General features: G+C 47.0%; 9 protein-coding genes and 1 tRNA gene. 2 read left to right on the top strand and 8 right to left on the bottom strand.

Annotated elements, in window-relative coordinates; all coding sequences use genetic code 11:
- Nucleotides 1–95: 95 nt before the first annotated feature.
- The gene (locus PJI16_12905) at nucleotides 96–1,664 is read left to right on the top strand and encodes an HDOD domain-containing protein (protein ID MDT3778459.1); all 1,569 of its coding nucleotides are present in this window, start codon (nucleotides 96–98) and stop codon (nucleotides 1,662–1,664) included.
- Nucleotides 1,665–1,849: 185 nt separating this feature from the next.
- Here the strand turns inward: PJI16_12905 and PJI16_12900 are convergent, their stop codons facing one another.
- The 6 genes from PJI16_12900 to PJI16_12875 all read right to left on the bottom strand — a co-directional run bounded on the left by PJI16_12900 (nucleotide 1,850) and on the right by PJI16_12875 (nucleotide 9,672).
- On the bottom strand, nucleotides 1,850–2,554 hold the full coding sequence (locus PJI16_12900) for a hypothetical protein (GenBank protein MDT3778458.1): 705 nt from the start codon (nucleotides 2,552–2,554) through the stop codon (nucleotides 1,850–1,852).
- Nucleotides 2,555–3,536: 982 nt separating this feature from the next.
- Entirely contained in the window at nucleotides 3,537–5,030 is a 1,494-nt protein-coding gene (locus PJI16_12895) for a tetratricopeptide repeat protein (GenBank protein ID MDT3778457.1), read from the bottom strand.
- Between the two features lie 854 nt (nucleotides 5,031–5,884).
- Nucleotides 5,885–6,274: a hypothetical protein gene (locus PJI16_12890; protein ID MDT3778456.1), complete on the bottom strand. Its 390-nt coding sequence runs from the start codon at nucleotides 6,272–6,274 to the stop codon at nucleotides 5,885–5,887.
- Complete coding sequence (locus PJI16_12885) at nucleotides 6,243–7,106, bottom strand: hypothetical protein (GenBank protein MDT3778455.1); 864 nt, start codon at nucleotides 7,104–7,106, stop codon at nucleotides 6,243–6,245. The genes PJI16_12890 and PJI16_12885 overlap by 32 nt, the downstream gene beginning before the upstream one ends.
- Before the next feature lie 206 nt (nucleotides 7,107–7,312).
- Complete coding sequence (locus PJI16_12880; GenBank protein MDT3778454.1) at nucleotides 7,313–9,040, bottom strand: toprim domain-containing protein; 1,728 nt, start codon at nucleotides 9,038–9,040, stop codon at nucleotides 7,313–7,315.
- Nucleotides 9,041–9,477: 437 nt separating this feature from the next.
- Nucleotides 9,478–9,672: a helix-turn-helix domain-containing protein gene (locus tag PJI16_12875; GenBank protein ID MDT3778453.1), complete on the bottom strand. Its 195-nt coding sequence runs from the start codon at nucleotides 9,670–9,672 to the stop codon at nucleotides 9,478–9,480.
- Between the two features lie 120 nt (nucleotides 9,673–9,792).
- Here PJI16_12875 and PJI16_12870 point away from each other — a divergent pair, with 120 nt between their 5' ends.
- The gene (locus tag PJI16_12870; protein MDT3778452.1) at nucleotides 9,793–10,575 is read left to right on the top strand and encodes a hypothetical protein; all 783 of its coding nucleotides are present in this window, start codon (nucleotides 9,793–9,795) and stop codon (nucleotides 10,573–10,575) included.
- A gap of 1,100 nt (nucleotides 10,576–11,675) precedes the next feature.
- On the opposite strand, the gene PJI16_12865 is transcribed toward PJI16_12870, so the two are convergent.
- Both PJI16_12865 and PJI16_12860 read right to left on the bottom strand, forming a co-directional pair.
- A tRNA-Lys gene (locus PJI16_12865) sits at nucleotides 11,676–11,751 on the bottom strand.
- A gap of 70 nt (nucleotides 11,752–11,821) precedes the next feature.
- The gene (locus PJI16_12860) at nucleotides 11,822–13,135 is read right to left on the bottom strand and encodes an adenylosuccinate synthase (protein ID MDT3778451.1); all 1,314 of its coding nucleotides are present in this window, start codon (nucleotides 13,133–13,135) and stop codon (nucleotides 11,822–11,824) included.
- Nucleotides 13,136–13,280: the final 145 nt, after the last annotated feature.

Raw genomic sequence — 13,280 nt, 5'->3', positions numbered from 1 at the left:
CCTTTAGAGCCAACTACCCAGCTTAATTTCCTTGATCTAAAACCACCTGGCCCAGGAATTACCACCTGGCACTCAACCCTGGCGGAGATGCTATCATGAATCTCGCTACCTCTACCGGGCACACAACACCGGCTTCCTTTCTGGAGAGTCTGCTCGCCGAAGCCCCGGAAACCCTGCCTATCCTCCGGGAAAGTTGCATCCAAGTTCTCAATCTTACGCAGGATAAACGCTCGAGTGCCAGCGACATTGGAGAAATTATCATGCGCGATCAAGCCATGATGGCCAATGTCATCAAAATCGCAAATAGCCCTGTCTATCATACCCGCACACCAGTCAAAACCCCAACCTATGCGGTGGCCCTTATTGGATTTGACGTCATTCGCGCCATGGTGGTCTCTGCCCAATTAATTGAACAGGCCGACACCTTCGGAGCCAACACCGTCAACCTGAAACACCTCCTAGCGCGGGCTCTCGTCGCCGGAACTCAGGCCCAGGAACTGGGAAAAGCCATCAATTACGGGGAGGCGGGCTCGTTATTTACCAATGCCATGCTCTACTCACTGGGAGACCTCATCCTCACCCTCTGTCGACCGGACGTAGGCGAACAACTAGAAGCCATTCGCCGGGAAGATCCAGCCAAGGTCTCCAAAGCCGAACTGACTCTTTTGGGACGACCGCTGCATGTCATCGCTGCCGCTATGGCCAAGCATTGGAATCTGCCGGAGAGTTTGGTTCAACTATTGGAGAAAAAGCCTGTCTGGCCTAAATCCCGTCCAGAAGCAGATCAACGGATCATGGAAAGTATCGTCCGAGCCGCGAATGAACTGAGTTATTGCCTCCTGAACCCATTGGCTGCCACGCAGGGAGATGTACTCCAAAGCCTGATTGAACAGTTTTTGCCCCCATTCGGCCTCTCCATGATCCAATTGGAACACACCGTGTCCCAAGCTTTTAGTCAAGCATCAGAAATTGCTTCGGCCATCAACATCGATCGACAGCATTTTCTTCCCGCATCTGATGCCGATGGCACAATTCTTCACAACCAACACCTACATCGGCTCACCCAAACAATTCATCAGGTTCTACACTCAGAAGGGATTCTTTCCGAAGAAACCATGCAACCAGCTCAGGAAGCCTCATCTTCCCTCCCTCCATCTCCGGCATCCGATAGGCCATTGCTCGATTTCACCATTCAGGCCATGAAAATATCGGAGCCCTCCTCGCTGCTTACCTTTGTCACCAGAACGCTCTATGCATCATATGGATTTGAACGGGTCTGGCTCGCATTGGTAGTACCAGGAAAAGATACGCTCCAGGCCAAAATCGGCTATGGTCCACATGCAGAAACCATCCAGCACACGTTTCATTGCCCTCTTTCCCATGGAACCTTCTGGGACCGATTGCTCCATAGGTTTCACCCTATTCAATATTCTTCATTGATCAAAGAAGGGGAATCCGGAGGAATGCCGACTGACTTTTTGAAATACTGGGGGGACCCACCCGGATTCGCCGGAACCTTGTATGCGCCAAACAGGCCTATCGGGGTCATCCTGGTGGATCGAGGTTCTACGGGGCATCCATTGACCGACACGGATTTCGCAACCTTCGCCATGGTGTTGTCCCAAACCAACGCCAACCTGGCTCGATTAACGCAACATCACTAAGTACGAGACATCTCACCCTGAAGTTCTGCTGTTCATAGCTCCTCACCGTCAGTATTACGTGACGCGCAATGGAAAATCATAGAATTATATCTACACCATTCTCCCCTGAACTGATGGGAGCCAGAAAAGCTGTTTATGTGCGGAGAAAGTGAGAAGATCAGAACCAAAGATCGAGGTGGAATGGCTCACGACGGAGAACGAATTTGTTTTAGATGAGGCAGACGGTAGAGGGCATACAGAAGCATGGCGATGGCGATCAACATTTCTTTGTGTTCATTCAGACCCCACAAAAATTCTTCATAAAAACGATCTCGGTAGCCCAGCGGCGTTAGCCAGAAGTAGAAACCCTTGAGTTCCCGATAGAGGGTGGCAAACACAATGGCGAAAATCACCGGCCCTTCCGGGATGGCCGGTTTTAAATTTGCCGGCAACCGAAGAGGCAGTTGAAATTTCCAGACAAGCGGTAAAAGAATAAATATCACGAACAGAAATATGGCTGCCACTGTGTGAGCAGGAAACCGGCTGCTATGGAGGTCTGTTGATCCACCAAAACGTGTACTCCACCAGAGGGGGGTGTCCCACCCAAAATAGATCTGTCCCCAACCAATTTCTTCTCCGGCAAAAAGAAGCGTGGCGGCGGAAACTGCTCCAATCACACCGGCCGCCGGCCAGTTTCCGTTTTTCCAGAATTTCCAGCTAGACCACAGCAACAAGCTCCCGCCCATCATTGCGGACCAAAATGTCACAATCTCCACTGCGCCTTGTTCACGTTGAACTTCTTCCAGGATGTGGGTCAAATAAAATTCTGGGGCCATTAGATAGCACATAAAAAGCCCAAGAACAGTGACAATGGGCGTGGCATACCCAATACTATATAAGACTTTTGTCATGGTATTTCATCTCATGGAGCCTGGCATACAACAAAATAAACATGTGAAGGGAGCGATCCCCCAAGAATAGGTAACCCGCAGGAAGACTTGAAATTGATCATGTCTTCACCACCTCCTCTAACTGCTGGAAAGTTGTGATGTTACGTCCTATAACTTCAATCCTGTATGATAAAAAATCGGCCACATATACGCCATATGAAAGGCCGTGTCTTCTCCTCCGCCAAATCCCTCAATCTTCCCTAGGCCCAAATCGAGCACAAATGGTATTCGTTTACCAATTGTATGTATGACACTTAGGAAGTGAGCTTATTCGTCTCAAAATATTATTAAGTTCAGGGGGGTAGAAAAGCTAACCAAGAGGAGAAAGCCAAAATTCTTTGAGATGAGCCCAACAGGAGGTCACCCAAACGCAACCCCGCGAAGGATTTCATGCCAGGTCTAACACCCTCTGGGTAAAAACTATGAAGGGAAGCGTGAAAACAAACCCTGTTTCTTTCACAGGAAGGAAATAAACAAGAGGGACAACCTCTTGATATTTATGGTGAGCCGCGTGCGGCTCGAACGCACGACCCTCGCCTTAAAAGGGCAAACTTGGACGATTGCCCTAGAGAATGATTGAGTAAGACTAAGAGTGATAATTCCTTTAACTGGTAAGGCGAATTACCGCCTTCGAGTGTGATCTACTGAGATTGAGGTACATTCTGGATCGTGACCAAAACCGTGACCGAACCGTGACTAGAACCGTGACTAAACTTCTCGTCAAAACTTCACCATAAACACCCCCACCCCCAATGGGCTTAGCCCCTACCCGGCCTACTTGGGCGATGGAACCACCCCTCTCACAACAGACCCCCAAAAAGGCCCTCGTGATTAGATGCCTATGCAAGCCGCTCACGACGGGGATATATATCTTTCTTGGGCTCATGCCTGATTCTTCGGTTGGGCAGTGAAAGTCTAGTTAAAATTTTTCATCTGGAGTTTATTAATTCTTTTTCTGCTTAATGGTTTCCCATTTGCCCTTAACATATTGGGCCACACTTCGTGAAAATTCGTCCGTTCTATCCAAGATTTTCGCAATAACCCCCAAAACCATGAAAAAAGCAATGGAACCGAGCCCCCACCCAACAAGGGAAAATAGGAAAGAGAGTCCCCCGCCATAGTCCTGTGGGGTAATCTTGAAAAAATGGGCTGTGTCTACTTTTTCATTAGAAAGAAGCCATTGTATTACGCGGTCACCAGGATAATAAAACAACCAACCGACCCAACCGGTCACATCATCAATTGTAAAGTGACCGTCCCCATCAATGTCTCGGGCAAAATTCCATTTTCGATCCTTCGGAGTTTTGGGAGGCTTCCATTCAAGAGCAAGTTTCTGCGCCGCCGCGATTTGCTCCGAGGCCATTTTCTTAGAAAGCTCATCTCTATTTTTAATGGCCTCTTCTAGGCTTTGTGCGGCGGCAAGATTAAACCACATATGCGCCTGAACATAGTCCTGCACCACCCCTAACCCGTCGCGATAAATTTCACCAAGATTACTTTGAGCTGCGGCACTTCCTTGATTTGCAGCGAGTAAATTCCAATGAAGGCCTTTTTTGTAATCCTTTTCAACTCCCTCACCTTCCATATAGGAATACCCAAGATTGACTTGTCCTCCTGAAAACCCTTGTTGAGCAGCCTTTTCATACCAGTACACGGCTTTTGCAGGATCCTTTTTGACTCCTTTTCCCTTCGAGTACAACAGGCCGAGTGCAAATTGCGACTTTGCATCGCCTTGAGACGCGCCTTTCAACCACCAATGAGCAGCTTGCGCGTGATCCGGTGTTGTTCCCTCACCAAAATAGTAGGCTAATCCCAGAGCACGTTGAGCCTCTATATTTCCTTTTTCAGCATCAAAACTAATTGCTACAAAATTCCATATCTCGTTAGCTTGATTATCTAATGAAATATCGATCAGAGAAATACGGTAAGACCAATCCACAGTTGGTGATTGTGCTATTTGGGTAAGTTCTAAATAGGTTTTTCCGTCCTTCCATTCTTCTCTAGAGGTGTTTCCCTGATTAGAAGATTCAGCAGAGGGGCCATATTTTTCCACATACGGTTTTATAAAGGTTGGCCAATCCACACTTTCAAGAAATTCTTTTTCCATATCTAGAGTTATTAGATATAACTGCCCTTTCAAAAAAACAGCTCGCAAATTTTTGACATGAGGTGGTAGCGCTCCTTTTAGGGAGTAAGTCTTTTCCTTGGCCTTGCGGATGTAGGTTTGATCAAAAGCTGCTTCTTTCTGCCCTTTCGTTAGGATATTGATAAACCAAGGGTCTCCCTCGGACATCTCGTAATATTTTTCTACTTCCTGAATCGACATCCCAAGGGAAATACTCGCTAATTCACGTTCTAGTTCTATTGGTGTCTCACCACCAAGGCTGGATGAAGAAAAAAGGAAGCAAAAGACAAGCAAGAGCCAGAAAGCAGTCACATGAGGGCCTTTGCTCGGAAGAATCCAACAATACCTGTTAAGGTTCATATTATTTCTCAAAAGAACCATCCCCTACTAAGCCACAATATGTATTTGGTCCCGTCCAGGAAATTTTCATGAGCCAGAGTCGGCAGTAGGTCCCCAAAGCCTGTGGACAGAAGGTAAGTAGAAGCTTCGGCGAATGTCCATGGTAAAGGTCCCGTTTAAAGAGTAAGTAAGAAAGACAGGCTTGCCCCTCCTTCGCCGCCAAAGAAGGCCCTATTACTGTAAGCTTTTTGGCTTAATTAGCAACTCAAAAAGGTGGGACGGTTGCGTGGATCGCTGGACGAAATATATAATTTAAGTATAATTGCCCAAGGTTTTATATTTACCACACGAAAGACTGCATGTTCAATGGGTGCTTTTGAAACATTTGATATTGACAAGGCCCTGGAATGAAAGGGATTTCATGGCGAAATGTGAGGCAGGCACCCATCATTAGGCTCTCTTCGTTATCCCGCCAATTTTTGCTTGCCATCATGTTGGCATCCAACCATCCAATAACCTTGAATGGAAATATGGACCTATACTCTGTGAGAGTTCCCCTAAAAGGGAATTAGGGGCACTTGTAATGTTTGAAATTTGATCAGACCTTTGAAATGTCTTGATCATTGAAAAGATACTGGGTGAGGGGTTTTAGTGCCCAACCAACTATTCCATCCAAAACACCTAATATAGTTTTAGTTTGCCAATCTGCTTCTGTAAAAACGAAAAATAGAAAAAGACCAAGGATTCCCAAAAATACAAAGAGTAGGGTGTAAAAGAAAACCGAAATCATTCTTAGCCTTTTTAGAATGATTACGGTTTTTAATTGTCTATCCGTGTATGAGGGCGGAGGGGGCATTACTACTCAATTGGTAGAAGGTAACTTTATCGAGACTACTTGTAGGAATAGTTTTTTCTTCAAATTGCCCATCTACTTCTATCCAGCAATTTACTTCAGGGGGCAACTCCTCTTCTATTCTTACAGAAGTAGCTACAGAGCCATCTGGGCATAACACCTCAATGCCGCGATTAAAAAGTCCTTGCTGAACAGCAGTTTCGCAAATTCTTACTGCTTTGTTATGAGAAGTTCCCAGTATTGCGCGAACATTTTCAATGTATATCTTATCCGGATTTAAACGGGAAACTACCTCGCCAAGATCAGCTAATGGATCGGATGGGAAAAGTCGGCTAGTTATGTCTAAGAATTTCGTTAACCACATAATCGGTGTCACCCACTTTTTCAGAATAACGGGGAAAGTTAATGCAACCTTTAGAAGGTTCCATTGAAAAGGTACTAATGCTAAGGCTTTGAGTAGATGGTATTACGAATAAGGTATTAAGCAAAATGGAGTCTGAAAGGACTTCATAAACTTCGGGATTGTGCTCTTTTATTCCCAGTTCTTCATCCATAGCCTCATAGGCAGTTGAGATGGGTTTTTTAAATCGAGCCTTCGGGGAATCCATAAAACCTTCTTCCCATAATTTTTTTACCCCTTTATGTAAATCAGTGGACTGTATCCCAACTATTGTTTCTTCCAAGTTTTGTAAAATCACCTTTTCCTCTGTACTTCGACGATCCATATAGTATTGTCGCCCATCAAAATATGATCCGATATTTTTTTCTAATATAACAAATTTAACGATTAGGTGCCTCTCAGTGAAGTCGAGGCGTACGGGCCATAGAAATTCTAGTGTTGCCTCTTCAAGTGGGTCCCTAAGTACAACGGAAAATGTAAGCTTTGTGATATAAGCCAGGCTTAGAGATTTCTCCTGTTTTGATTCAAAAATATTCACACCGTCAGGAATGTTAATAGATGGAAGAGATATTAATGGGATACTGTGGGAAAAAACATAAACATGCTGTCGGCAACAACTGAAATTCGTAACCAAAAAATCCTTAATTTCTTCAAAATCTCGCTGTCCAGCCACGGCAAAGCAAATTTCCTCTTTCGTTCCAGAAATACTAGGCCATTTGCTCTTTAAAACCGCTACAGGAAATAACTCAAGAAGGCGCTTTAGATCCTGTTCGGTGGCTTCTTCTAATTGAAACATAAACTCCACACCTTTCATCAAAACCAATAATTTTCAACCGTACCAATTCTGTTGAATTAAGTCGATAATTTTGATGCACTATAATTTCGTCCGGATTCATTCAACCCTAAGAGTCACCACTGCGATGGAACCAGAGGATTTCAAATCATGTGTGGAGTATAGAGGAAATGATTGGGCTGATGAGTTGAAAGGTTACCGGTGCCTTGTCAGGGATCAATTTGAGCACCTTGGAATCCCCCTTTCACCCCACCATAACGCCCATTAATGGGGTTCCATGCCAAATCAACGACCCCGATTTTCCCAACCTGCCGGAACCGAATTTTTTGGACGTGGAGTTCTACCCCCTGGTCCGGCTCTTCAAGGTTCCGCCATACGGTAAGGCAGTTATCTGCCTTATTCCGCCAATGAGCCGCTCCGCTTATGTCATAAGGCGTGGGAACAGGATAGGTATCATCCTCTTTCTTCTTCAGTTTCATGGGATGGGCCACAAACCAGACATGCACCCCATGGTTTCGAGCGAATCGCCGTACCTTCGTCAGGCATCTTGAGATATATTCCACCTCTGTCAAATTAGCAGGCCGAGAATGATCCAGTTCATTCCAGGGATCAATGATTAATCCGTGAATCCCGTACCGAGCGACGGCTTGTCGGGCAAGCTCTAAAATCTTCTCTATGGTCATGGCGTCTTCTGGTGGACTGAAAAAGATGAAATGCTCTTGCAACCATTGTATACCGTCCACAAGGTCCTGATGATCCATTCGCGGAGTGGGGCCCTGCCCAAATGGTTTGCCGTTATACTTTTCCAACAGCTTGGCACTATGGTCCTGAAGGGGCCAATTCTCTGGGCTGCATACCCCAATGACCCATCCATGCTGATCAGCCATATTGACGGCCATTGCGTCTAAAAATTCTGACTTGCCGTGGCCAGGGATGCCCGTAACAATCGTGAGTTGACCGGGTTTGACGGTATAATACTGGTCCACACTGTTCCATCCGGTAGTCAAACCGCCTTTCCAGCCTTCTTCATGAAGTTGAAAGATCTCGTCGATCAGGTCTTTAGGCTCCACGATGCCATCAATCGGCCAAGGGGTCGCTTGGTCAATACACCTTCTTACATGCTCTGCCCCTCTCTTTAAAAGCGTATCATTGGCATCCTTGCACCCATCCGGCCATTGCACCCGATAGCACCGCTCTGGTCCCAATCGACGGACGAGTTCCATTTCTAGTGTCTTGCCTGGTCCATCAGCATCTACGGCATTGATGATCTTTGGTAATCGACTCAATTCCGCTTCACAGTTCACTAGGTATTCAAATTTCGTATCAGACGGTTTGGAGTGTTCGGGTGGTGCCCCATCAGGGACACTCAAGACATTGGGAACACCCGCAACTTCACAGGCCAATTTATCTAGCTCACCTTCGACAATTACCGCCCAATCAACTCCTTGAATATCATCCAGGCCATACAGGATTTTTTCTGCCCCAGCCTCTTGTAAAAAGTTTTTCGTGTCCAATGCCCGGTATTTCACATTAATGATTTCACCATTGCGGAAGTAGGGAAATTGGATACTCTCAACTTCTTGATTTAAGCCAGGGAAAAACTTCCTACCCAAGGTGATCTTGTGGCGTATAACCACATTCTGAGAAATGCCACGTGCTTGGAACCATGACACCAATTTTTCCTGATTGTGGTGGGTCGGGTGATAGATTGGTCGTCTATAGGCTTTCTTCTTCCGACTCATACCAAAGTCACCTGATGAGCCATTTAAACCACCCTTCCACGCACAATGATGACAAAGCCACACTCCTTCCTCCGTGTTCACACTCAAACAGGGATCTTTGTGATGGGTTCGCCCCGGCGAACATTGTGGGCATATCGTTTTAATATTGCCGACTCGCCCATTTGTCTCAATGGCAAAATCCGCAAAGGTTTTCATAATGCCACCTTATGTCCTCTCTTACTCTTCATGCCATTCAGTGAAACGTTACTCTTCTTCTTTTTGGTTATAAGAGGATCGGGTGACATGTCGTCACCCTTTTGGGACAAATTGTCACCGTTTCGGTGGGGAAAGGATGACAAATTGTCACTGTTTTCCACATAGGTGAATTGGTATCGGTGCGTTTGTTTTCGTCCTCCTCCTGATGAAATCTTCACTAGTCCGGCTTTTTCAATCTGCGGCAAAATTCGCTGAATTTGGCGTCTACTGAGGCCCGTTATTAGTGCCAGGGTTGCCACCGACGGCCAGGCGATTCCTTTATCATTGGCAAAATTGGCCAAAAGGATAGCCACCAATTTGGCGTTTCCACCCACACTCAGGTTAGTGAGAACCCATTTCAGAATTGGCCACGCCATTATTGGTCGCTCCGAAATTCCCTAGCCCTTTTGGACAACAACGGGACTAATATAATTACGCTCAATCATGGTCTCCACCTCATCACGGCGGAGGCGAACACTCCGACCCAAGCGCACAACGCCCACACGTCGACTTAAAACCCATTTTCGAACCGTACTTTCTTGAAGGCCCAGGATGGAGGCCGCTTGCTTCACTGTTAAAAGATTTTCGCCCATCGTAAAATCCTCCTGTGTGGATATAACTCTTCATCACTAATGTTGACTATTATCATATAAATGAGTAAAGTCTTCAATAGCTCAACTAAGTTGTTGAGTACATCTTATTGAAATTCCGCTATGACCCAACATCCCAAACAAAAAGAAAGTGACGGCTCTCCTCGGGTGTTTTTAAATGGATTTACCGAATGGCGTCGCATTCTTGAAAGCCGCATACATTATGGAGATTCTTGGAGCACACTGGATTGGTTGGTTCAAACTGCTCAAAAAGACCTTCAAGAGGAAAGCGAAGGTGAACGCTTAAAGGTCCGTGAAGAATTTGCTGCTTTAGCGGTCTTGTACGACTCTCGGCGGGCTCTCTTGCAGGGCCAAGTAGGTTTTCGATATGCAGTCGATATGGTGCTATCAAAAGATCCTATCCCTCCCCTTCACGAAGTGGAGAAAACACAAAAAAGACTCCTCGAAATTTTAAATACTTGGGTCGACGAAGGCGCAGTCTCCCTTGATCCTTTACGTGTCCAGTACCATTTTGTGAAGCGGGATGATTTATGGGAACTGGATTTAATGCAACAGAAAGCGATTCCGGGAGTAGGGATTGAACGCCATCACAGTGTAGGAATGAATTTTTCAGAACCAGAAGAAGAAGCCCTCTACCTTCTCGCCCAACTTATGAGTGACTATGCCTCGGCAGTGAATCGGTGTCCTCATTGTCATCGAATCTTTCTCAGATTGAGAAAAAATGCGGTCTATTGTGGACGGGACTGCCACAGTGTCGCGTACATGCGTAACAAACGAGCCGCGGAAAAGGCTGGTCAGGAATTACCTCAACCGAAGGGGCAAAAAAACAAAAGCCAGGGGCAAAAGAACACACGCCGCCACAAGACACCCAAACAAAAGGAGTGACAGATGGCACGAAAAGACGGGAAAGATCGTGGAATTTTGGAGTATCCACCAAAAAGTGGACGGTGGTTTGTACGGATGTGGCTGAGTGGAAGGGAGCGGCGTATTCGCTGTTCGACGAAAAGTGAGGCAAAGGCCCTGTATGGCCGACTGAAAAGTGAACAACTTTCCGGGCGATACTTCGAGAAGCCTAAAACTATTCTCTTCCGTGAGGTGGCGAATGACTATATCGCCAGGATTGACGCTCGCCGAAAGCGGAAAGGGGATGATAAGTCACGGATCGACCGCTGGATTGCGGAGCTGGGAGACCTGGATATTAACAAAATCGGTCCACGTCATATTGAAAAAGTGCTAACGATGTTAGCCGAAGATGGCTACCAGCCTGGAACCGTTCTCCGGTTCTTCGGGGTTGTGAAAGCCGCCTTGAATGATGCCCGACGATTGGGCCTCTTAAAAGAAAACCCCGCAAGCAGCGTAAAGCCGCCCAAAGTCAATAATGTGCTTATTCGTTACCTGACCGCTGAACAGGAGGAATCCTTGTTTAAACACCTTCCAGAAAAATATCGCCCCATTGTACTTGTGGCGTTGAACACAGGATGCAGGCAGGGCGAATTACTCCGGTTGACGTGGGCTGACCTAGATTGGAATGCAGGCATCCTGACGATACGGGAAACGAAGACGGGTGATCCTCGGCGGGTTCCCATGAATTCCACCGTCCAGGGGTTACTTTCCCCTATGCAGGAATCATCCAAAGATGCCCTTCAGGATCGAATCTTTCCTCTGGATGCCCGTTACCTCAGGAGAGCCTTTGAGAAAGCCGTAATTGCCTCAGGATTGGCTCCATTCAGGTTTCATGATCTTCGGCATAGCTTTGCGAGTCGTTTGGCTATGCAAGGTGCCAATGACCGAACCTTGATGGCTTTGGGAGGCTGGAAGTCTCCAGCTATGTTGTCACGCTATGCCCATCTTAGCCCGACTCACCTCTGGAGCGCGGTGGAAGGTCTGACGGCGTTTCAGGGGCAAATTTCAGATGGAACCGTGACTAAAACCGTGACTGACCGAACGGCAGGGGAAGAAGAGGATGCACAACCTCTTGATACTTATGGTGAGCCGCGTGCGGCTCGAACGCACGACCCTCGCCTTAAAAGGGCGATGCTCTACCAACTGAGCTAGCGGCTCACCGGGTCGCGATGCTAACAATGGATTCCGGTGTTGTCAAACTTACTGTAGAGAAAAATACAAAGGACCCTTAAAGTGATGAGCCCTTGCGTGATCGAACCAAGGGATTTCTCACAATAATTGTATCTTCACGCTTGGAACCGGTCGAAATCATATCTATTCGACATCCGGTTAATTCCTCAATTCTGGCCAAGTACCGTTTAGCTGCAGGTGGAAGACCTCGATAGGTCTTCAATCCAGACGTTTCCGTTGTCCAGCCCTTCCATCGTTCATACACCGGTTCACAGCCAGCCAATACTTCCAAATCACCTGGCATTTCCTTGTGGAGCTTTCCCTGATATCGATATCCCGTACAAATTTTCAATTCTTTGCAGCCATCCAGCACATCCAACTTCGTGATCGCCAATGAGGTGAGTCCGTTGATTCGAACGGCATATCGCAATAACACCATATCTAACCAGCCACACCGGCGTGCCCGACCCGTGGTCGACCCGTATTCATTCCCACGCTGCATGAGTTGCTGACCCATTTCATCCGTCAATTCTGTCGGAAACGGACCTCCACCGACTCTGGTGGTATAGGCCTTCGTCACACCCAGGACTCCTTTAATCGTCGTGGGGCCGACCCCACTTCCGGTACAGGCACCACCCGAGCAGGAGCTCGAAGAGGTCACATAAGGATAGGTCCCAAAATCGACATCTAAATGGGTTCCTTGTGCCCCTTCAAACAAGACCCGTTTCTCCCGTTCAAATGCTCGATCCAGGACCAATGCCACATCCGTAATATGAGGACGAAGCCGCTCACCGTAGGCCTGGTAATCTTTGAAAATTTTCTCAACGGTGAACCCATCCACATTGTAAATGCGCTCTAAGAACGCATTGATTTCCACCAGGTTTTCCTTAATCTTTTGTTGCAACACATCGGGATTTAACAAATCTCCCATGCGAATGCCGACTCGCGCCATTTTATCGACATACGCCGGCCCAATGCCTCGGCCTGTCGTCCCGATTCGCCTGGCCCCTTTCGCCTGTTCTGCTGCCTTATCAATGGCTTTATGGTATGGCATGATGACATGGGCCCGATTACTAATCAGAAATCGTTTTCCAACCGGAATCCCCTTAGCGATCAAACGATCCAACTCCTCGATCAACCCGGCCGGATCAATGGCGACCCCATTCCCCAACGCGCACACCTTCCCTCGATACAGAATACCCGAAGGAATCAAATGAAATATAAAGGTGCCTTTATTGGTAATGACCGTATGGCCGGCATTGGAACCTCCCTGATAGCGGACAATGACATCCGCATCCTTGGCCAGAAGATCCACAATTTTTCCTTTTCCTTCATCTCCCCATTGGGAGCCGACAACAACCAACGCGGCCATAGTTTCCTCCACACGCACAGGACAGGAGCACGGGACAAAAAAAAACTCGGCCAGCGGGTCAGCCAGAGCTTCAAGGGTGAATCGTAGGTCTCACCGCATAATTTGTCAACGAGGAAGCCAGGTCTTTCTTTCATCTGTGTTTTCT

Origin of the sequence: Nitrospira sp. MA-1 (genome assembly GCA_032139905.1) — a bacterium.
Lineage (GTDB): Bacteria > Nitrospirota > Nitrospiria > Nitrospirales > UBA8639 > Nitrospira_E.
Note: the sequence above shows the minus strand (reverse complement) of the source record. Positions and strands in the feature narration are given on the sequence as shown.